The sequence below is a fragment of the Mesorhizobium captivum genome (genome assembly GCF_033977165.1).
Taxonomy (GTDB): Bacteria; Pseudomonadota; Alphaproteobacteria; order Rhizobiales; family Rhizobiaceae; genus Mesorhizobium; species Mesorhizobium captivum.
This window is the reverse complement of sequence record NZ_JAVIJB010000048.1, coordinates 16,335-37,590: the sequence shown is the minus strand read 5'-3', so window position 1 is coordinate 37,590 and position 21,256 is coordinate 16,335. Positions and strand designations below refer to the sequence as shown.

Sequence of the window (21,256 nt, the reverse complement as noted above, 5' to 3'; positions counted from 1 at the left end):
TCAGCTCGTCATCCTGCTGTCCCTCGCGATCAGCATGCCTCGGCGAAAGACCGTGCGCTCCCTCGGCACCGCCACCACCGCTTCCGGCACATGCTCGGCCTTCAGCGCGACGAAATCGGCCTTGGCGCCGACCGCAATGCCATAGCCTTCCAGGCCCAGCGCCTTGGCGCCGGCATGGCTCACCACGTCACAGGCCGCTTCCAGTTCCCGATCCTCGTAGAAGCCGGAACGGTAGCCGATCATGTTGGCGCGGTTCAGCATGTCGCCATCGCCATAGGGCCACCAGGAATCGCGGATATTGTCGGAGCCGGCAAGACCGTGACGCCCGCCCTGCGGAGCGCCGCCGCCGGCGGGAAAGGATGGTTGCCGGGCGCATTGGTCATGATGGCAACGCCGGAGGCTGCGAGCATCTCGCCGGCCCTGGCCAGAGCGTCGACGGAAATGTCGCCCAGCGCATAGGCGTGGCTGACGGCGACCTTGCCTTGCATGCTCAGCGCCGCGGTCCGGGCGCATATCTCCTCGATCTCGAACAGGCCGAGCGTACCGGCGTCATGCAGATGGATGTCGACCCCGACGCCGCGCCTTTCGGCAAGGCCGAAGACAACGTCGAGATGGCCGTTCACATCGCGGTCGAAGCTCGCCGGGTCGAGCCCGCCGATCAGATCGCAGCCGAGTTTCAGGGCCTCGTCCAGGAGCTCCGCCGTGCCCGGGGAAGACAGAATGCCGCTCTGCGGGAAGGCGACGAGCTGGATGTCGATCAGCTCGCGATATTTCTCACGCACGCCGAGGATCGTCTCGACATGCTTCAGCCCGACAGCGGCATCGACCATGACATGGCTGCGCATGGCGAGACTGCCATGGCAGACGCAAAGCTCGAGCTGGTTCTTCGCGCGCTCATCCATCGGCGCGGCCTGCTCAAGGCTCCGCATCTGGAAGGCGACGCGCTCGCGCACGTCAAAACCGTCGGTGCAGGGAATGTGCGGACGCCAGGCATCGCCATAGAAGGAGGTGTCGAGATGGATGTGGCCCTCGACGAAGGCCGGCAGCACGAGCTGGCCGGCGAGGTCGACGGCGCCGGCCGGCGGAGCGGCGGCATTGGCGGCGGGCGCGATGGCGCTGAAGCGGCCGTCGGTGACGGTCAGGTCGGCCAGCGAGCCGTCGGCGAGCCTGGCGTTGAGGAAATGGGTTTGGCGCAAGATGCAATCCGTTGAAAGTGAAAGCGTTATTCGTCGCCGCTGCGGAGGCCGCGGTCAATGCGGCGAGAGGTAGAAAGTGTTTCGCCCTTCCCCTTCTCCCACAAGGGGAAAGAGGTGCTGCCTATTCCGCTATCGCGGAAGTGCGCGCGCCTAGAAGATATGCAATGCTATATCTGCGGTACGAGGCCGCCTTGGTCGACGCGGACGCCCAAGCACATCCCCAACAATGTCGCCCCCAACGGCCGCGTCGACCATGAACTGAACGGCGATCTGACCCGGGTCGCCGTTTTGTTTTGGGTCGATCAGGCCTGTGTCTTGGCGTATTCCGCGACGAGCCCCTCATATTCCTCGAAAGCCGGCAGAGCCGCGTAGCTGTGCACGGCTGGCGTCATCGCCCAGGGCAATTTCTCGCTGGTCCAGGTCTCGATGAAGGGCGTGAACCAGGCGGGGTCGTCGAGCATGGTCGGGCGCAGATTGACGAACCAGTCGAGCCCTTCCGGCCGGGTGAACATCCAGGTCATGCAGTAGCCGCAGAAATAGTGCCTCGAGGCTCCGTGCAGGCCGCCGATCACCGGCTCGCCCTTGGTGATCTCGAACCCGTCCGAGGGGATGGCGGCGCTCAGCGAGTAGGCGCTGGACGACATAAGCTGGCAGCCGGTGCAGTGGCAGGCCATGGTGAGCAAGGGTTTTGCCGAAATCTTCAAGCGCACGCGGCCGCAGCGGCAGCCTCCTGCGGCGGGCAGGGTGAGGTGGGGCAAGATGGGGCTCCTTGAAGTTTCAACAACAAATGCCGGCGGGACAGCGCCCCCCTCTGTCCTGCCGGACATCTCCCCCACTTGGGGGGAGATCAGACGTCGCCTTGGCTTTCGCCAATCTCCAACGCCGTAGGACAAAGCGGGGCGCCCAGACAGCCAATCTCCCCCCTTGTGGGGGAGATGTCCGGCAGGACAGAGGGGGGCGCGAAGGAACGCGGCTTTTCGGTACTCAATCTCCAACCAACGCCTTCGTCGTCGTCAGCCGCACGCCCTGCTTCACGAAAGCCTCGTTGTGCCGCGCGATGATGTCAGGCGCCTTCTCCTCCTGAGAATCCAGCGTCGAATGCGCATCCGAAACCACGGTGACGCCAAGCCCTTCGGCAAAGGCCCCTTTCACCGTTGCGGCAACGCAGAAATCGGTCTGGGCGCCGATGAGCATCACATCGCTCGCGCCCTGCCCCGCGACCCACTGCCCAAGCTCGGCGTTGGAGAAAGCGTTGCCGACGGTCTTGCCGAAGGTGGGCTCTGAGGCGGCCTGGCCGAGCTGCGGCCAAACCGGCCAGCCGGAAGCGCCGGGCGCCAGCGGATCGCCCGCCGGCCCGTCATGGCGGATGAAGGCCACCTTGCGGCCGGATTTCCGCGCCCAGTCGATCAGCGCGCGGGCGCGCTCGGCGATGATGTCGGCATCGTGGATAGGCGGATCGAAACGGCCGTCGAACATGCCGGTCTGCAGGTCGATGACGATGAGCGGGGCAGTGGCTGAGGGAGCGGTGTTCGGCATGGCGGCGAGGATAGCGTGCGTAGGGGATGGGTCAAGGCGGTGACGAGCCGGCGGGCCGCTATCCCTTGAGTCAGGACTGACAATCCCCAGTTGAACTTTGAAAACGTCACAACTACAATCAGCCGAGGGCTTGGGGGATGACAATGAATGAACAATACACCGTATTCCTGATCGGAGGAGGCACGGGCGGCGACGAGCAAGCGGTGTTCACGCTGTATGACGTGGGAACCAGGTGCAGACTCACCTGCAGTTATCGGAACAAGGTCATCGAGGCGGAAGAAGACGACTATTTCGAAGCCCTGTGCCAAATCCGCAAGCAGCTCGAAGTGGAAGGAATTCTGCCCTTTTGTTACGGCGCGAGTTGCAATGTTTTCCCTGAAGGCACTGTGACAGACATGAGTCGTGGATTGGTGGTCTGCAAGGTGAAAGCGGGAGAGCGTCCCAAGGAGAGCGAATTAGTCAATATATTTGGCGAAGGTTATGACGTGGTGCCCGTATTCGTTAAAATGCAGCAGCAGTTTTGGGATTCATGGCTGGCCTCCCTGCCCTCTTCTGAGTTGAGCAAAGGGAAGGTCGGCGCTGCGCACCCTCTCTTGCGCTTTCTAACACTTAGCTTCGCTAAAGTGTTGAAATCGCTTTCTTCCCCACCAAGGGGCAGATAGCGCCCCGCCCCTACGACATCAGTGGCATCGGGCCCTTGAGCGATTGCGCCAGCGCGTCGCGGAACACCGCGATCGGACGCGCGAGCCTCCCCGCGGGCGGGCGGTGCAACAGCCAGCAACGCACTTGCGGCTTGAAGCCGGGGCAGTCGACCACCTCGACCGCGTCGCGCCACGGGCTGCCGGACAGCGCGCCGGGCGTGACGACGCCGATGCCGTGGCCGCGCGCCACCAGCGACATCCTGAGATCGGCGCCTTGCGCCTCGACGCCGACGTGGAAAGGCAGCCGCGCCACCTCGAAGCGGTGGCGGATGAAGGCGCGAAATCCGCAGCCGGTCTCGTTCAGCACCCAGTGGTAACGCGCAAGGTCGGTGAGCTCGGCCGGCTTCGGCACGCCGAGACTGGGCGAGGCGACCAGCAGCACCGCCTGCACGCCAAGGTCGTCGCCCACCAGCTCGGGCGGCGGCGCCACACCGTCGGCGATGCAGACGGCGACCGCGTCGATCTCGCTGTGCAGCACCTGCTCGACCAAGCGCGGCGACAGGCTGGAGGTGATCTTCAGCGTCAGTTGCGGGAAGGCGGCGCGCAGGCTGTCGAGCGGCTCGGAGAGCGCGCTGGTCGAAAGATAGGGCATGATGCCGAGGCGGAATTCGCCCCTCACCTCGCCGGCCGGCGAGACGCCCGCCTTCAGATCTTCGAGCGAGCGCAGCACGCGGCGGCCATGCTCATAGGCCTCCCTCCCGGAAGCGGTCGGCTTCAGCGGCTTCGACTGGCGGTCGAGCAAGGGCGTCGCCAGCCGCTCCTCGAGATTCTGGATGCGGCGCGTCACACCTGGCTGGGTGAGGTTCAGCCTCGCCGAGGCGCCGACGATGGAGCCAGTCTCGACAACGGCGACGAAAGCTTCGAGGTCGTGAATGTTCATGCGCACCTCGCATAATCATTATCAGGTCAATTCAATTGTAGCATTATGATCGTTTGCAATAAAGTCCTCGCTGGATATGCGGACAACAGGAAGTCTCATGCACGGCACACACAACACGCAACTGGCGGAGCGGCCAAGTGAAACCGACGGCACGATCACCCGATCGCAGACGCTGCTGTTCGCCGCCTCGGTCGGCATCATCGTCACCAACCTGTTCGCGCCGCAGACACTGGTCGGACTGATCGGCCCGTCGCTGGGTGCCGCGGCCTCCGAAAGCGGTCTCGTCTCGATGGCGACCTTGCTCGGCTATGCCGCCGGGCTGTTCTTCCTGGTGCCTCTGTCGGATCTGATCGAGAACCGGGCGCTGGTGCTGCGCATGTTGAGCGCGGCGGCGCTTGCCGCGGCGATCGCTTCATTCGCGCCCTCGGCCAGCTCGCTGCTCGCGGTGCTGTTCGTGTTGGGTGCCGCCTGCTCATGCATCCAGGTGCTGGTGCCGGTCGCGGCCTCCATGGCGCCGCCCGGACAGGACGGCCGGGTCATCGGCGACGTGATGAGCGGGCTGATGATCGGCATCCTGTTGTCGCGGCCGCTGGCAAGCTTCGTCGCCGACGCCTTCGGCTGGCGCGCCTTCTATGGCATCAGCGCCGCGGCGCTAGCGCTGCTCGCCATCCTGCTCGGCCTCACGCTGCCGAGGCGGCGTCCGCTGGCGCATTCCAGCTATGCGGCGCTGCTCGTCTCGCTGTTCGAGTTGTTGCGCCAGGAGCCGGTGCTGCGTCGCCACGCGCTGACGGCGAGCCTGGTGATGGCGACCTTCAGCGTGTTCTGGACGGCGGTGGCGCTCAGGCTTGCGACGCCTCCCTTCGAGCTTGGCCAGAGGGGCATCGCGCTCTTCGCGCTGGTCGGCGCCGGCGCAGCGGCGGCGACACCGATCTTCGGCCGCGCCGGCGACCGCGGCTTCACGCGGCCGGCGACGGTTCTCTGCCATCTCGGCCTCATCGCGGCGCTCGGGCTTGCGGCGTGGGCGGGCGCGACCGCCGCCGGCGGCGCATGGCTGCCGTTGGTACTGATGGGCGTCAGCGCCGTGCTGCTCGATGTGGGCGTCACCGGCGACCAGACTCTCGGCCGCCGTGCCATCAACCTGCTGCAGCCGAAGGCACGCGGGAGGCTCAACGGGCTGTTCGTCGGCATCTTCTTCATCGGCGGCGCGATCGGCTCGCTGCTGGCGGGGTTTAGCTGGGCGTGGGGCGGTTGGAATGCCGTATGCGCGGCGGGGGCAGTGTTTGGGGTCGCAGCACTGGTGGTGGACTGGGTGGGGTAGCGCCGCCTTATCTCCCCCCTTGAGGGGGAGATGGCCGCGAAGCGGTCAGAGGGGGGCGTCTCACATAGATCGCCAGCGTCATCTTTCGTCGTTTAGGGCGTCGGCGCTCCACGCGCGATGACCCCCTCTGTCGCCTTCGGCGACATCTCCCCCTCGAGGGGGGAGATTCGCGTCGCGCTAACCAATCCCGCCCGTGACAACATAAACCCCTGCGGCGCGCCCATCCGGCAGGCGCACGATCGCAGTGACGATCGAGCCATAGGCGCCGCGCCAGACGCTGTGGAAGCCCTGGTGCGTCGAAGCGGGCACGACCACCCGGCCGGTGTAGCGGTTGCCGCTCACCCGCATGAGAACCGGCTCGCCGTTAACGTGGACCTTGATGATGGCCGCATCCGATTCGGCCTCGCCCGCATCGATCTCCATCGTGATCTCGATCTCGTCAGTCTCGCCGGCATGGGTCGTCTCGGCGGTCAGCGCGAGGGTGAGCGGCACATCGCTAGGCCGGTCCGTCCCCCCGCCCTCCACAAACACATCATCCGCCAGCGCCGGCGCGCGCGGCGGGACGGTACGGCGCTGGGTGGCGCGCTCGTAGTCGCCGGCGAGGCGCAGCAGCGCCGTGTCGTCATAGGCCTTGCCGGCGAAGGTCAGGCCCACCGGCATGCCGATATCGGCCAAGGTGCCCATCGGCACCGTCACCGTCGGGATGCCGAGATGACGCCAGACAAGATTACCGTTGGCGACCCAGGTGCCGTTGCGCCAGGCAAGTTCGGCAGACTGCTCGTTGACGTCGGCATCCGAGGGGCCGACATCGGCGGCGGCCGGCAGCACCACGGCGTCGAGTCCGTTCACCTGCAACCAGTCCTCGAAATCGACGCGGCGCGTCTCCTCCAGACCCTTCAGGCCTTCCTCGATGGTGGGAATATCCTCAAGCGACGCTACACCCTTCTTCGCCCGCTCTACATAGTCGGCCAGGTCGAAGCCGTCGTCTCCATAGCGGTCGGGCAGCGTGCCCGGCGGCTGCGGGAAAATCTTCGGGCCGTCGACCGAGGCAAGATCTGGGAGGCCCGGATCGGCATTGGCGCGCAGGAAATCGTCCCACGACCAGATGCAGAGGTCCCAAATCTCGCGGCTTGCAAACTCATTCGGCACCAGGCCGCGATCGACCATCGACAGCGTGCCGGGCCGGTCGCGCTCGTAGTTCGAGACGACGGGAAAATCGACCTCGACCACCTCGGCGCCGAGCGCTTCCAGGTCGCGCGCCGCCTGCCGCCAGAGCTCCAGCACCGAGGCGCGGGTCTCGATCGGCCGGTCGGCGCCTTCATCCTTGCCGATATACATTTTGGGCACGCCGAGTCGCCTGCCCTTAAGCGCGCCCTCCAAAGCGAGCCCGGTATAGCTCGCCGGCCTGAGTTCGGACGCTTTCGGGATCGGCACCCAGGGCTGCACGCGCCAGAAATCGCCGCGCGTCTCGGCATCGTCGGCGACGATCACGTCGAGCAGTTCCAGCATGTCTGGGATGGTTCGGGTATGCGGCACCACCCCATCCATGGTCGGCACCAGCGGCCAGTTGCCGCGCACCGAGATCACGCCGCGCGAGGGCGTGTAAGCGACCAGTGCATTGTTGGAGGCCGGCGAGCGGCCCGACGACCAGGTTTCTTCGCCAAGCCCGAAGGCGGCGAAGCTCGCCCCCGTCGCCGTGCCGGAGCCGTTGGAAGAGCCGGAGGCGAAGGCAGCGGTGAGATAATCCCTGTTATAGGGGCTCTCGGCCCGGCCATAGACGCCGCGCTGCATGCCGCCATTGGCCATGGGCGGCATGTTGGTGAGTCCGATCAGCACTGCGCCGGCGGCTCTGAGCCGTTCGATGGTGAAGGCGTCCTCGGTGGCGACGAGATGCTCGAAGGCGGGAGAGCCTGCCGCGACCGTCAGGCCCTTCGCCTTGTAGCTGTCCTTGGCGGTGTAAGGGATGCCGTCGAGCGGGCCGAAGGTTTTGCCCTCGCGGCGACGCCGGTCCGAGGCTGCCGCTTCCTCGAACATTTTCGGGTTGAGGATGGGAACGGCGTTGAGCGCGATGCCGTGCCGGTCGTAATGGGCGATGCGCCTCAAGTAAGCGCCGACCAGCTCGACGCTGGTGACGGTGCCTTCCTCCAGCGCGCGGCGCAGGTCTGCGATCGAGGCTTCGACTATGTTCATCGGCTGGCGCTTCCTTGTCAGTGACCACGCGTCCGGCAACGGCATAATCGCGAAGGCCGCGTTCCGTCACGCCCCCCTCTGCCCTGCCGGGCATCTCCCCCGCAAGGGGGGAGATTGGCAGCTTCTGCGCTCCACCACCCCTACGACATTGGAGATTTGCGAAAGCGACTGAGCGCGCAATCTCCCCCTTGCGGGGGAGATGTCCGGCAGGACAGAGGGGGTGCTGTCCCGCCGACCTATCCGTGAACAAACTTCTTAGGCTACTCCGGCGCGCCCGCGAACAGCACCACCCCATCCCCTCCACCCGCCGGCCAGTCGCGGATGGTGCGGTCGATGCCGCCGGTGAGAAGCGTGCCGTCGGCGGCGAAGGCGACCGAGTACATAGGCCCGGTGCCGGGGTCGAACTCGGCGATCTCGGCGCCGGTGTCCATGTTCCATAGCCTAGCCGTGCCGTCGAGCGAGACCGAGCCCAGCCGCTTGCCGTCGGAAGACAGCGCCAGCGCATAGACCGTGCCGGAATGGCCGTCGAAGCGGCGCACCTCCTTGAAGCTGTCGAGGTCCCAGAGCTTGATCGTATAGTCGCCGCTGCCGGTCACCGCATGGTGGCCGTCGGCGGTGAAGAGCGCGCCATAGGCGCCGCGGTCGTGGCCGTGCCAGCTGCGCAATTGCTTGCCGGCGACGATGTCCCACAGCTTCAGCTCGCCATCGATGCTGCCGGTCAGCGCCCTCGTGCCGTCGGGCGAAACGGCGACCGAGCTCACCGACCAGTCGTGGCCGGGCAGCACATGCAGTACGGCGCCCTTTTCCAGATCCCAGACAACCACAGAGCCGGTGTCGTGACCGCTGACGGCGCGCTTGCCGTCCAGACTGATCTTCAGTTGCCTGACGCCGCCATTCGCCCCTGAGGAGAAGACGTGCAGCACCGCGCCGTCGGACAACTGGCGCAAGACGATCTCGCCGTCGTCGCCGGCGGTCAGGGCGGTCTTGCCGTCGGGCATGAAGAGCGCGCCGCGCGCCATGTCCTTGTGGACGCCGAGATCGCGGATCAGCCTCTTGCCGTCGATGTCCCAGAGCTTGATCACGCGGTCGGTGCTGGCGCTCATGATCTCGTGCCCGTCGGCCGACACCGCCAGCCAGACCACGGCGTCGCGATGGCCTTCCGGCGCGGTCGGCTGCGCGGGAGGCGCGGGCGGAGGCGGCGCAACCGTTTCTGGTGGCAAGGCCATTTCGGGCTGCGCGACCGGGGCCAGCGCGGTCTGCTGGACGGGCTGCGAGGCCGCTGGGGAAGCTTGCTGCGTTGACGGCTGAGCTGGTGGCACGGACGTCAGGTCGGGCGGTACTGCGGCCAGAGGCGTCAGCTGGGCAGGCGCCGCGATGGGCTCGCCGGGCAGGCCCTCCGCCGTTTCTTGAGCGGGGGTAGCCGGCTCCGGAGCCGGGGCCGGCGCAGGCTCGACCGGCGTCGCGGGCTGCGCCGGAGCGGCGGTGACCTCCTTGGATTCGACAGGTTCGCCACCAGGCCCCCGCCACGGGCCGAACTGGTCGGCGACGATGGCGAGCAGGGCAACGAGTGGCACGGCAAGCGCGAAGCGGCGCAGCGAGGGATGGCCGGCCGGCGCGATCTCGGCGTCGCGGCCGAAGAGAGGCGCCGACGGATCATGCCTAGCCGCCGCCGGCAGCAGGCCGACGAGGAACAAAAGCCAGGCGAGAATCGAAAGCACGCCCGCCGCGCCGAATATCTCGGCGCGCGTCGTGGCCGGGGGTTGGCCGCCCAGAGCCAGATAGAGCTTGGCGAAGCAGGCGAAGCCGACGACGAGCATCGCCAGCGCCAGCAGCCTGTCGGTCGATCTTGTCATCGGCGCCCCCCGCGCCTTCCTACCGGATAGAGGAAAGCGCGCATCAGCCATCCTAGCCGAGCTTTCTTTCCAGGCTAAGTGCAAGACATCACACGAGGAAAGATAAATGTGCTTCGCCGGGCGCTCTTCTTCCACTCAAAGGCGATCAGCCTTTTCGACTTTACTCGACCGTCGGACCAATATCCGAAGCCGAGGTCGGCTGCGTGATGTCTTTCACGCCATAAGTGCCCGCTGCGTGAGCAGAAAGCCACACTCCACAAGAATTAAAGCTCAACCAACCGCCTTAGTTGACAGGAAACATCCATATGACATTATCCGGCGGGGATTTTCAGGAGAGCCACAGCATGAAGAAGATTTACGAGAAGCCTACCTTGGCCCGCAAAGGCAAACTGTCGGCGGTCGTCGCGACAGTATCTTCAACTCCGACGCCGGGCTGAATCCACACAATCTTATCGGCTCGATCCCGCGGCTCCAATCTTCCGCGCTGCCTTGTAGCGCTCTTGAAGAATTGGCTGCCTTGCCGGGGTGGACAGCTTGATCCGTTAAAAGGGGGAATCCAACATGAAGAAGACCTACGAAAAGCCGACCGTCGTCCGCAAAGGCAAGCTTTCGGCGGTTACGGCGGTCGTCAACGGCGGCTCCGTTATCATCCTCCGCTGATCGGAACAGTTAGAACCGTCTGGTGGCAGTGCCGCCAAGACTGGTCCATAGTTTTGATGACAGGCGACACGGCCTATGTTGTCTAGGCTGCTTGTTGGTTTGTCTCGATTCGGGGAATCAGGGAGACGCGCCATGAAGAAAATCTATGAGAAGCCCACGCTGGTAAAGAAGGGCAGGCTTTCGGCGGTCACGGCCAATGGCGGCGGCTCCCTCGTTACGCTCTAGCACGAAAGCGCGTTGCATTCAGGCAAGGCCGCGCGTGGCCCATACGCATCAGAGCGCCAGCGTCAGATCATCGAGCACCATCTGCCAGTGGTGCTTTGTCGACAGGCGCACACGCGTCACCGCCTTCAGCATCGGCGCGTAGTGAACCGGGGCCAGCGCCGACAGCGTGATCTCGTCGCGCGCGACCGGCTCGTCCCCAGCCAGCTTTCGACCAGTGCGGTCTCGCCTTCTGAACCCAGCCAGGCCGCGGTCAGCATCACCGAATGGAAGCCGAAGGGCGCCGCGCGAGCGAACTCCGCCGGATGGCCGCTGCTGGTATAGGCGATGTAGGCGCCCGAGACGTTGCCGTTGACATAGCCCTCGCTGTTCTTGGTGTGATCGCGCGCCATGGCGTTGAGATTGTACCAGTCGACCCCGGCATGGCCCGACGGGATCTTGCACAGGCCGCGCGTGGTGACATCGTCGAAGCCGATGGTGATGAGCGGCGCGCCGGCCCAAAGGGGGCCGGACCGGAGCGCGCCGGGCGCAAGCAGGCCGAGTTCGGCCGGATAGGCCGACAGCGCGAGACGCCGGTCGAGCCCGCCGTCGGCAATCGCAACTTGATCGGCCTCGCCGGAAACAGGGAAGCGGAAAGCGGCTGCCGGACCGAGCGCGTGGCTTTCGAGCACCTTGCCCCTGCCCATCACCGACAGCGTAGCCGCCGCCCCGACGGGCATCCTGCCGCTCACCGTGCGCGACGGCGTGAGGCCGACCGGCCCTGGCAGGCCCTCCCCGACCAGACCGACGAGCGAGCCGGGCGCCTCCGCCAGGCGCACGAGTTGGTTCTCGTTGGCGCCGCTGGCGCGCCAGCCCGGCGGCACCGAGACGGAAAACCGATAGGTTCCGGACGCGCGGATCGCCGCGCTGCGCCGCTTCGACGACATCGGGAAATTGGCAAAGCCGGCAGGATTGGTCCGCGCCAGGGCGAGGAAGCGGCCCTGCTCGTCGAACAGCCGCACCGCGATACCGGCCATCGGGCGGTCGGCCTGGCCATAGATCCCGTCGCCATCGACATCCATGAAGACAAAGGACGAGAAATTGAGCTTGCCGGACGTCGGGCCCCAGGCACTGCGAGGCGCATAGTCGCGGGCAGGATTGGGGTTGCCGCGCACCCTGCGGCGCCTGCGCCGCCAGCGCAAGGCGAGCGCGATGAGGGCACCGGCGCCGGCGAGGACGAGAGCTGAGACGAGGAGGACGAGGGCGTTGTCAGCCATGATGATGGGCGAGCGATGGCTGGAGAAAAATATCCAAGATGAAAAGCATAAAGTCCGAGCCCCCTCCAAATCCTGCAAAAGCTAGCGTGAGACGTCGTTGCTGCACAGCCATTACTTGCGAGATGCTGGCATCAAACGACTGAGATGCTGGCAGGACAGCGCCGACTTTCCCTTCTCCCCTTGTGGGAGAAGGTGGGCGAGCGAAGCTCGGTCGGATGAGGGGTGTTCCAGCTTGGCGGATGCGTTCAGGATACCCCGTAAGCAATAAGATCACCGACGCCTCATTTCTTCCAACACCCCGTCTCGGCGCTACGCGCCGACCCACCTTCTCCCTCGAGGGGAGAAGGTCAGGTCGCCAGATCCACCCACACCGGCGCGTGGTCGCTGGGATTGTCCCCTCCTCGCACCTCGCGGTCGATGCCCGCTCCCTTCAGCTTGCGCGCCAGTTTCTTCGACAACAGGATGTGGTCGAGTCTCAGCCCCGCGTCGCGCGGCCAGCGGTTCCGGCGATAGTCCCAGAAGGTGTAGAGCTTCTCCTCCTTCGGGAAGACTTTTCGCAGCGCATCCGTCCAGCCTTGCTCGATCAACGCCGCGAAGGCGGCGCGGCTTTGCGGCTGCACCAGCGCGTTGTCGTCATAGGAGCGGGTTTGGTAGATGTCGCGCGCCTCGGGTACGATGTTGTAGTCGCCGGCAAGTGCCACCGGCAGGCCGGTGTCGAGAAGCTCACCGGCGTGGGCCGCGAAGCGCTCGTGCCAGGCGAGCTTGTACTCGAATTTCGGCCCCGGCTGCGGATTGCCGTTCGGCCCGTAAAGGCAGGCAATGACGATGCCGTCGACCGCTGCTTCGATGTAGCGCGCCTGGCGGTCGGCATCGTCGCCGGGCAGCGCGTCGCGCGTCAGCACCGGCTCGGCGCCGCGCGCGAGGATTGCGACGCCGTTCCAGGTCGCCTCGCCCTTCCACACAGCGCCGTAGCCGGCATTGGCGAGCCGGGTCAGCGGAAACTGCGTGTCGCGCGCCTTGAGTTCCTGCAGGCAGACAACATCGGGCTTTGCCTTGGCGAGCCAGGCCAGAAGGTTTTCCAGCCGGCTGTAGATGTTGTTGATGTTGAAGGTGGCGAGTTTCATTTGACGAAGGCGCCCCTCGCTTCGTCATCCTTGGGCTTGACCCGAGGATCCATGCCGTGACGCCCGCCATCGAACGGGGCGGGGCAGAATTCTGAACCGTTGCAACGCCTTAACGTCACGGAATGGATCCTAGGGTCTACGCGCGTCGCTTCGCTCCTTGCTCCGCCCTAGGATGACGAGGCGGATGGCAGCGCCATCCGTGCTTTTATCGTTTCCGCTACCGTCTTCAGATGATCGGCCGTCGAAAAGCCCGAGATCGCCTTGCGCGGCTTCAGGTCGTGGTCGCCGTCTTCCAGCCAGATCACCTCTATTGCCGCGGAAAGGCCGTAGGTCGCGACCTCTTCCTTGGTGCCGAACTCGTCGCGCGTGCCCTGGAAGATCAGCGTCGGGGTCTTCAGGTCGGCGAGATGTTTTGTCCTTAATTGCTCGGGCTTGCCGGGCGGATGGAAAGGATAGCCGAGGCAGACCAGGCCGGCGATCTCGCCCTTAGCAAACATCTCGTCGGCGACCATGGAGGCGACGCGCCCGCCCATCGACTTGCCGCCGATGATCAGCTTGCCGGCCACGCCCTTGGCCCTCAGGTCTGCGATCGCCTTGATGTATTCCGGATTCACCGTCTCGGCGCGCGGCGGGGGCTTGCGGTGGCCGTAGCGGCGGGCAGCCATATAGTGGAACTCGAAGCGCGCGACGCGGAAGCCGGCCGCGGCCAAGGCCTTGGCGGTGGCGGCCATCGAGGCCGAGTCCATCGGCGCGCCGGCGCCATGGGCGAGCAGGATGGTGATAGGGGCATCTTCGGGGCCGTCGAGGAGGAAGTAGGTCATGGGTGCTCCAACGTGGGCGATCCCTTCTCCCCTTGTGGGAGAAGGTGGCCGAGCGAAGCTCGGACGGATGAGGGGTGTTCCAGCTTGGCGGACACGGTCATCGATATCCTTGCAAGCGACAGATCACCGGCGTCTCATTCCTTCCAACACCCCTCATCCGTCTCGGCGCTGACGCGCCGATCCACCTTCGCCCACAAGGAGTGAAGGAGAGGCGCTACCCCGCCGTCCGCGCCATGTGCAGATCCACGAACTGTATTCCCCGTGCCGCAATGCGTGCCCATTCGGACTCCGCATCGAGCTCCAGGTAGCGCGCCCAGAGTCCGCGGGCCTCGGCAAGATTGCCGGCATCGAATTCCAGCCGGGCGAGGTTGAACACCGGGTCGGCATAGGTCTTGTCCAGCGCCATCGCCTTCTGCAGATGCCTGCGCGCCGAAGCAACCTTGCCCTCGTCGCTCATCAGCCCGGCGAGGTTGAACCAGGCTTCGACGAAGCCCGGATCGAGCTTTATCGCACGGGCATAATCATGCGCGGCTTCCGCCACGCGGCCGGCGCCGCGCAGACAGTTGGCGCGGTTGAAAGCGGCGATCGCATCCGTCGGGTCGATCGCGAGGCAGCGCTGATAGAGTGCGGTCGCGTCGTCCTGGCGCCCCTCCTCTTCCGCGGCTTCCGCCTCGGCGAAGAGCTCCTCCAGCGTGTCGTCTTCCGGGGAACCGAGATCGAACAGCAGCTGGCCGTCGAGCTCGCTTCTGCCTTCGTCGAGATAGATCGCGTCCGGGCGGCCGTGCTGGGAGCCAAGGTTGAGCGCCTTGGCGGTGAGCGAGGCGACCGGGCCGGAGCGGTGGACGGAACGCGCGATCGCACCCCAGGCAGCGCCGCTGGCGATCAGTCCGGCATATTTCCTGGCCAGGATAAGATCGCGGAAGGAATAAGGCTCGGCGTCGTGCTCGAAAGCGTCGAACAGCGACAACATGTCGAGATCGTCGCCGGCAAGCCGCGACTGGTCGATGAGCGATTGCCTGGAGAGCGACGACGCCTCCGGCGCCTTCATCAAACCGAGCAGGCGGAGAAAACCGTTCTCGCTGACGAGCTGGCGGCCGGCGTCGCGCTCGGCTTTCACGCGGCGCTCGATCTCGACGTCGCCGGCTTTCGTCAGCGCCGTCTTGGCGAGAAGCGTTCGGCCGAACACGACATGCGTTGTGCGGCGGGTGACGCCGCGCCTCAGCTCCGCATGGCGGCGCTCAACCTCGCGCGCGGCAAGCCGCAAGGGGAAGGCGGCCAGCGCGCCGACGACGCCGAAGACAGCGCCGGGAAGGATCACTGGCCCTCCGGTCACTTCTTGCTCTTGCCGACGGCCTTCAGCAGGTTCGCCTTCAGCGGGTTCTCAGGCGCGCCGCCGCCGGCGGCCGCCTTTTTGGCGGGCTTGGCCGGCGCCTCGTCGGCCTTGCTCTTCGACTTGGCCGGGGGCTTCGCCTGCTGCGAAAGGCTGGCCTTCAGCGCATCCATCAGGTTGATGACGTTGCCGCGCTCCGGCGCGGCCGCAATGATCGGCTTGTGGCCCTTGAGCTTCTCGCGGATCATCGCCATCAGCGCCACTTCGTAGCGATCCTCGTAATTCTTCGGATCGAAGTGGGTTTCCTTCTGCTTGATCAGTGCCTGGGCGAGGTCGAGCATTTCCGGGTCCGGCTTGCCGGCCGGGATGTTGCCGAAATATTCAGCCGTGCCGCGCACTTCGTTGGGGTTTCTCAAGGTGCAGACGAACATGCCGTTCTCGCGCGAGCCGATCGTCACCACGCGCTCGCGGCTGGAGAGCACAAGGCGCGCGATCGCCAGCTTGCCGGATTTGCGCATCGCCTCGCGCAACACGATGAAGGTCTCCTCCGCCATCGCGCCGTCGGGCGCGAGATAATAGGGCGAGTCCTGGTAGATGACATCGACCTCGCTCTCATCGACGAAAGCCTCGATGTTCATCGTGTGGTTGGATTCGATCCTCACCGCCTCGAGGTCGCTGTCATCGATGATGATGTACTGCTTGTCCTCGTATTCGTAGCCTTTGACCAGGTCCGAGCGCTCGACAAGGCCGAGCTCGGGATCCACCGGCTTCATGTTGATGCGGTTGTGGGTCTTCTTGTGCAGCTGGTTGAACGAGATGCGTTCGCTCGCGCTGGTGGCCGGATAAAGCCGGACCGGACAGCTGACGAGGCTGAGCTTGAGGTAACCTTTCCAACTTGCCCTGGGCGCCATGATGAACTCCTACGCGGCCATGCACTGACATTCTAGCTTGAGCATGATCTCCTCCAAAAACCGGTTCCCACTTTTTGGGATCATGCTCTCTGCAGCGCTTTCGTCCGAAGGACGAGCAGCACCGTGGAAATCCTACACCGACCCCTAACCTTACAGCCGAATTCCTAGCGAAATGTTTTTGGGGCGGAATTGCGCGGGAGGATAGTTCAAATTGTAGCAAGCGTCGATGGCGCAGCGCCAGTTCCTCGCCCCCGCAGAGGTGGCTCGGCGAAGCCGAGACGGAGAGGGGAAATGGCGCGAACCTGAATGCTCTTCGCGCCTTAACTGCATGCGCTGGCGCTGCCCCCTCTCCGGCCGCTGCGCGGCCACCTCTCCCCCACATTCGTGGGGGCGAGGAACTAGCGCTCAAACACCGGCAGATCCCTCGCGGCCTCATCGATCTCCGCCCACGGATCGCCAGACGTCTCCAGCAATCCGGGCAGCGAGGCGTAGTTCAGATCCTCCGGCGCGTCGATCGTCTCCAGGTCCGTCCAGCTCACCGGGGTCGAGGCCGGCAAGTTGGTGCGGGCGCGCAACGAATAGGGGGCGGCGGAGGTGTGTCCGCGGGCGTTGCGGTGAAAGTCGATGAAGATGCGCTTCTTGCGGTTCTCCTTGCCCATCGTCGTGGTGAAGGTGTCCGGCGCGCTCGAAGCGAGGAAAGTCGAAATGGTGCTGCTTGCTTGGTGCAGTTTCTTCCAGTTCTGCTTGCGCGTCACCGGGACCGTGATGTGGATGCCCTTGCCGCCGGAGGTTTTCGCGAACGGCACCAGCCCGAGGCCTTCGAGCCCGGCCTTGATGTGGACGGCCGCCTCCACCACCTCGCGCCACGAAATCCCCTCGCCCGGATCGAGGTCGAAGACGATCTGGTCGGGCTTGTCGAGTTTCGTGCGGTGCGTGCCCCAGGTGTGGAATTCCACGACGCCGAATTGCGCCAGCGCCAGATAGCCTTTTGCTCCCTCGACCGAGAGGTAGGATTTGGTTTCGCCTTCGGAGTTGGTGGCCTCGAAAGTGACGACCGAAGGCGGCATGCCGGTGAAGGCGTGGCGCTGGAAGAAACAGTCCTGCGGCTTGCCCGTCGGGCAGCGCACCAGCGACACCGGGCGGCCGATGATGTGCGGCAGCATGAAATCGCCGACCAGCGCGTAATAGACGGCGATGTCGAGCTTGGTCGGCCCGGTCTTGCCGAACAAGCGCCGCTCCGGATTGGTGACCCAGATGGTGGCGAGGTCGGATTCGGCGATCAGCCGCTTGCGCTTGACGGACACCGGCGTGGTCAGGCCGCCGACGTCGCGCAGGCCGCGGAAGACGCCATGGCGGATCGCATTGTCGGCGGTGCGGTTGGAATAACGGACGCGGGCGGAGAGCAGCGGCTTCACCCAGTGCATCTCGCGCATGATCTCGCGCGGCGCGCCTTCGGGCGGCGTGGCGCCGGTCGTCAGACGTTCCAGCCTGGCGAGCAGCTCGGTCGCCATGTCGCGGTCGAAGCCGGTGCCGACCTTGCCTCGATAATGCAATTCGCCGTTCTCGAACTCGGCCATGCCGAGCGCCGCCAGGCCTTCCGCCCGGTCAGAGACGGTATAGCCTGCGATGACGAAATCCTCCGTCTTCTGCGCCTTCACCTTGGTCCAGCTCTTGGTGCGGCCGCTCTGGTAGGTGGCGTCGGCGCGTTTGGAAACGACGCCTTCCAGCCCAAGGTCCGAGGCCTGGTCATAGAGCCCGCGCCCATCGCCCTCGACATGGTCGCTGTATTGGATGGCGGAATTGGCGGTCTGACCGGCGAGCAGCTCGGCGAGCAGCGCCTTACGCTTCTGCAGCGGCGCCTTGCGCAGGTCCCAGCCGTCGAGGTGCAGAAGATCGAAGGCATAGAAATGCAATTTGGAGCCGGCGCCTTCGGCGAGCGCGTCCTGCAGCAGCGCGAAGCGGGAGATGCCCTTGTCGTCGAGCACCATGATCTCGCCGTCGATGATCGCCTGGCTGACCGGCAATCGCGCGAAAGCTTGCGGAAGATCGCCATAGCGCTTGGTCCAGTCGATGCCGCCGCGGGTGATCAGCCGCACCTCACCGTCCACCACATGCGCCATGGTGCGGTAACCGTCGAATTTGATCTCGTGCAGCCAGAGCGTGCCTGTATCCTCCACCGGTCCGCCCGGCGGCGCCGTCACCTGGGTGGCGAGCTGCGGCTCGATGCGGCTTGGCGGGTCGCCCTTGACGGCGCCGGGCAGCGCGCCGGGCTTCAAAGAGCCTGGCTTGGGCGGCAGGCGCTCTGGCCTCCTCGGCGGCGCTACCAGTTCTTCGATGCGGCGGCCCGACTTCACGCTTTCCGGCCGCGCTTCGAGGATGTCGAGCTTGGTGTCGGAAGCGAGGTCGCGCTCCTTGAACAGCAGCCAGTTCTTCTTGTTCTCGTCCTCGCCGGGTTTCGGTTTCAGCCTGGTCAGCATCCAGCCGCCGTTAAGCTTCTGGCCGGCCAGCCGGAACTTGAAGGCGCCCGTCCTGAGACTCTTTTCGACATCCTCCATCGGCGCCCAGGTGCCGGCGTCCCAGACGATCATCGGCCCGCCGCCATATTCGCCCTCGGGAATGACGCCCTCGAAGTCGATATATTCGATGGGGTGGTCCTCGGTCTCGACCGCAAGCCGCTTGTCGGCCGGGTTGAGCGAGGGCCCGCGGGGGACAGCCCAGCTTTTCAGCACGCCGCCGACTTCGAGGCGCAGGTCGTAGTGGTCGGCGCTGGCGTGATGCTTGTGCACGACGAAGCGGTAGCCGCCGCCGACCTCTGACCCGCCCGCGGGCTCAGGGGTCCTGCTGAATTCGCGCTTGGCGCGATAGGGTTTGAGTTTGGCAGGCATGGGTTAGATGCCAAAGCGCAGAGCAGACAATCGCAAAGGCTGCGTTCCTTCGCGCCCCCCAGCCCGCGCGGTCGTCATCCTCGGGCTTGACCCGAGGATCCATGCCGTGACCTTAACCCCGGAGTGCAGCCGAGCAGAACTTGGACCGCCGCGACGCGCCGACGTCACGGCATGGATCCCAGGGTCTCCGCGACGTCGCTTCGCTCCTGCTCCGCCCTGGGATGACGAAGGCACTACCCTCAATCGTCAGTCGCCGGCGTCAGTTCGAGCTCAGCCGGCGTCAACCCTTGCCTCAGCTGGCTCAGCCGGAACTCGTCGACCCAATAAGCCTCGCCGTCAACCAGCACGCGCGCCTGATAGGTGCCGCCGGAAAAGCTCTGCGCGGAAACATAGATCTTGTGGCGGTCGAGCGCCTTCTTCACCGCGGCGCGGCGGGAATTTTCTCTCGCGACGGGACTGGCCATGACCTCACTCAAATACGCTGCCGCTCAAGGGCGGCGCCTATTAGGATGGCGGAGAGCGGAGAGCGAGTCAATTTGGCGCAGCTGGCGGCGATCACGCCCGCAACACGATAGATGGCGAAGCCTCCCGGCTTCGCCATCTGCAAAGCGGGCTGCTTAGCCAGCCATGGCCGCGCTGCTCTAATAGTCCATTCCCGCCCCCGGAGGCGTCGCGGGACCGGCCTCCTTCCTCGGTTTTTCTGCCACCATCGCCTCGGTGGTGACCAACAGCCCGGCGATGGACGCGGCGTCCTGCAGGGCGGTGCGCACCACCTTGGCAGGGTCGATCACACCTTGGCCGTAGAGGTCGCCATAGCCGCCGGTCTGTGCGTTCCAGCCGAAAGAGAATTGCCCGTTCTCGCGCAGCCTGCCGACGATGATCGAGCCTTCGGCGCCCGCGTTCTCGGCGATCTGGCGCACCGGCGTTTCCAGCGCACGGCGCACGATCTCGACCCCGGTTTTCTGGTCAGGGTTGTCGACGGCTGCCGCGTCGAGCGCCTTTGCGGCTCTCAGCAGCGCCACGCCGCCACCGGGCAGGATGCCCTCCTCCACCGCGGCGCGGGTGGCGTGCAGCGCATCGTCGACACGATCCTTGCGCTCGCGGACCTCGACCTCGGTCGAGCCGCCGACGCGGATGACAGCGACGCCGCCAGCGAGCTTGGCCAGCCTTTCCTGCAGTTTCTCGCGATCGTAGTCGGAAGTAGTTTCGTCGATCTGCTGCCCGATCTGGGCGACGCGGCCCTCGATCTCGGGCTTGGCCCCGGCGCCGTCGACGATGGTAGTGTTCTCCTTCTCAACAGTGATCCGCCGGGCGCGGCCGAGCATGTCCAGCGTGACGTTCTCCAGCTTGATGCCGAGATCCTCGGAGATGACCTGGCCGCCGGTGAGGATGGCGATGTCCTCCAGCATCGACTTGCGGCGATCGCCGAAGCCCGGCGCCTTGACGGCGGCGACCCTAAGGCCGCCACGCAGCTTGTTGACGACCAGCGTCGCCAGCGCTTCGCCTTCGACGTCCTCGGCGATGATCAGAAGCGGCTTCGCCGACTGCACCACCGCCTCCAGGATCGGCAGCAGCGCCTGCAGGTTGGACAGCTTCTTCTCATGGATCAGCAGATAGGGCTCATCGAGATCGGCACGCATCTTGTCCTGGTTGGTAATGAAGTAAGGGCTGAGATAGCCGCGGTCGAACTGCATGCCCTCGACCACCTCGAGCTCGGTCTCGGCGGTCTTGGCCTCCTCGACAGTGATTACGCCTTCATTGCCAACCCTCTGCATCGCTTCGGCCAGGAAGCGGCCGATCTCCGCGTCGCCATTGGCCGAGATGGTGCCGACCTGGGCGATCTCGTCGTTGCGGGTCACCTTGCGGGCATTGGCCTTGAGCTCGGCGACGATCACTTCCACGGCCCTGTCGATGCCGCGCTTCAAATCCATCGGGTTCATGCCGGCGGCAACGGCCTTCGCCCCTTCCCTAACGATCGTCTGGGCGAGCACGGTGGCGGTGGTGGTTCCGTCACCGGCGACGTCGCTGGTCTTCGAGGCCACCTCGCGCACCATCTGCGCGCCCATATTCTCGAATTTGTCGACCAGTTCGATTTCCTTCGCCACGGTCACGCCGTCCTTGGTAATGCGCGGCGCGCCGAACGACTTCTCGATGACGACGTTGCGCCCCTTGGGGCCGAGCGTCACCTTAACCGCGTCGGCCAGAATATCGACGCCACGCAGCATCTTGTCGCGAGCTTCCGTATGGAATTTTACTTCCTTGGCAGCCATTGGAACCCTCCCTCCGCGAGGGTCTGCAGCCGGACCTCGCGTGCCTATCGCAACTAGTCTGGCGCAAAGAGGTTTCAAGGGCGCCGGTCCGGAATTTTTCGGC

Annotated in this window: 18 protein-coding genes and 1 pseudogene; 5 read left to right on the top strand and 14 right to left on the bottom strand. The window is 65.4% G+C overall.

All coding sequences use genetic code 11. The features are described from left to right. The 3 genes and pseudogenes from RFM40_RS28720 to RFM40_RS28710 all read right to left on the bottom strand — a co-directional run bounded on the left by RFM40_RS28720 (position 1) and on the right by RFM40_RS28710 (position 2,732). Positions 1-1,199: pseudogene (locus RFM40_RS28720) on the bottom strand (amidohydrolase family protein). A 299-nt stretch (positions 1,200-1,498) separates the two neighbouring features. Next, positions 1,499-1,954, bottom strand: coding sequence for a GFA family protein (locus RFM40_RS28715; RefSeq protein WP_320278690.1), 456 nt, complete (start codon positions 1,952-1,954; stop codon positions 1,499-1,501). Positions 1,955-2,180: 226 nt separating this feature from the next. After that, positions 2,181-2,732, bottom strand: coding sequence for an isochorismatase family protein (locus tag RFM40_RS28710; RefSeq protein WP_320228681.1), 552 nt, complete (start codon positions 2,730-2,732; stop codon positions 2,181-2,183). Positions 2,733-2,875: 143 nt separating this feature from the next. Here RFM40_RS28710 and RFM40_RS28705 point away from each other — a divergent pair, with 143 nt between their 5' ends. Then, positions 2,876-3,394: a hypothetical protein gene (locus tag RFM40_RS28705; RefSeq protein WP_320278689.1), complete on the top strand. Its 519-nt coding sequence runs from the start codon at positions 2,876-2,878 to the stop codon at positions 3,392-3,394. 10 nt (positions 3,395-3,404) lie between these two features. Here RFM40_RS28705 and RFM40_RS28700 read toward each other — a convergent pair whose 3' ends face one another. After that, positions 3,405-4,313 carry a LysR family transcriptional regulator gene (locus RFM40_RS28700; protein ID WP_320278688.1) on the bottom strand — a complete coding sequence of 303 codons (909 nt, stop codon included), beginning with the start codon at positions 4,311-4,313 and terminating at the stop codon, positions 3,405-3,407. Between the two features lie 97 nt (positions 4,314-4,410). On the opposite strand from RFM40_RS28700, the gene RFM40_RS28695 reads away from it, so the two are divergent. Further along, entirely contained in the window at positions 4,411-5,631 is a 1,221-nt protein-coding gene (locus tag RFM40_RS28695; RefSeq protein WP_320228678.1) for an MFS transporter, read from the top strand. Positions 5,632-5,808: 177 nt separating this feature from the next. Here the strand turns inward: RFM40_RS28695 and RFM40_RS28690 are convergent, their stop codons facing one another. Further along, entirely contained in the window at positions 5,809-7,821 is a 2,013-nt protein-coding gene (locus tag RFM40_RS28690) for an amidase (protein ID WP_320278687.1), read from the bottom strand. A 260-nt stretch (positions 7,822-8,081) separates the two neighbouring features. Then, positions 8,082-9,674 (bottom strand): WD40 repeat domain-containing protein, encoded by a 1,593-nt coding sequence (locus RFM40_RS28685; protein WP_320278686.1) that lies wholly within the window; start codon positions 9,672-9,674, stop codon positions 8,082-8,084. 344 nt (positions 9,675-10,018) lie between these two features. Between RFM40_RS28685 and RFM40_RS28680 the strand changes: the two genes are divergently transcribed. The 3 genes from RFM40_RS28680 to RFM40_RS28670 all read left to right on the top strand — a co-directional run bounded on the left by RFM40_RS28680 (position 10,019) and on the right by RFM40_RS28670 (position 10,559). After that, positions 10,019-10,111 carry a putative RiPP precursor gene (locus RFM40_RS28680; protein ID WP_320223186.1) on the top strand — a complete coding sequence of 31 codons (93 nt, stop codon included), beginning with the start codon at positions 10,019-10,021 and terminating at the stop codon, positions 10,109-10,111. A gap of 124 nt (positions 10,112-10,235) precedes the next feature. After that, entirely contained in the window at positions 10,236-10,334 is a 99-nt protein-coding gene (locus RFM40_RS28675; RefSeq protein ID WP_292345590.1) for a lasso RiPP family leader peptide-containing protein, read from the top strand. A 132-nt stretch (positions 10,335-10,466) separates the two neighbouring features. Further along, a complete protein-coding gene (locus RFM40_RS28670; RefSeq protein ID WP_320223187.1) occupies positions 10,467-10,559 on the top strand; it encodes a lasso RiPP family leader peptide-containing protein in 93 nt (30 codons plus the stop codon). Positions 10,560-10,684: 125 nt separating this feature from the next. On the opposite strand, the gene RFM40_RS28665 is transcribed toward RFM40_RS28670, so the two are convergent. The 8 genes from RFM40_RS28665 to groL all read right to left on the bottom strand — a co-directional run bounded on the left by RFM40_RS28665 (position 10,685) and on the right by groL (position 21,153). Beyond that, positions 10,685-11,812, bottom strand: a complete 1,128-nt coding sequence (locus tag RFM40_RS28665) for a hypothetical protein (protein ID WP_320278685.1) — start codon at positions 11,810-11,812, stop codon at positions 10,685-10,687. Positions 11,813-12,159: 347 nt separating this feature from the next. After that, complete coding sequence (locus RFM40_RS28660) at positions 12,160-12,936, bottom strand: exodeoxyribonuclease III (protein ID WP_320278684.1); 777 nt, start codon at positions 12,934-12,936, stop codon at positions 12,160-12,162. Positions 12,937-13,103: 167 nt separating this feature from the next. Further along, positions 13,104-13,757, bottom strand: a complete 654-nt coding sequence (locus tag RFM40_RS28655) for an alpha/beta hydrolase family protein (protein ID WP_320278683.1) — start codon at positions 13,755-13,757, stop codon at positions 13,104-13,106. Positions 13,758-13,971: 214 nt separating this feature from the next. Then, positions 13,972-15,075 carry a tetratricopeptide repeat protein gene (locus tag RFM40_RS28650; RefSeq protein ID WP_430691741.1) on the bottom strand — a complete coding sequence of 368 codons (1,104 nt, stop codon included), beginning with the start codon at positions 15,073-15,075 and terminating at the stop codon, positions 13,972-13,974. Between the two features lie 11 nt (positions 15,076-15,086). Next, entirely contained in the window at positions 15,087-15,998 is a 912-nt protein-coding gene (gene ku, locus RFM40_RS28645) for a non-homologous end joining protein Ku (protein ID WP_320228671.1), read from the bottom strand. A gap of 398 nt (positions 15,999-16,396) precedes the next feature. Continuing rightward, positions 16,397-18,883, bottom strand: coding sequence for a DNA ligase D (gene ligD / locus RFM40_RS28640; RefSeq protein WP_320228670.1), 2,487 nt, complete (start codon positions 18,881-18,883; stop codon positions 16,397-16,399). Positions 18,884-19,122: 239 nt separating this feature from the next. Beyond that, complete coding sequence (locus RFM40_RS28635; protein ID WP_126100791.1) at positions 19,123-19,347, bottom strand: hypothetical protein; 225 nt, start codon at positions 19,345-19,347, stop codon at positions 19,123-19,125. 177 nt (positions 19,348-19,524) lie between these two features. Then, on the bottom strand, positions 19,525-21,153 hold the full coding sequence (groL, locus tag RFM40_RS28630; protein ID WP_320278682.1) for a chaperonin GroEL: 1,629 nt from the start codon (positions 21,151-21,153) through the stop codon (positions 19,525-19,527). Between the last annotated feature and the right edge of the window lie 103 nt (positions 21,154-21,256).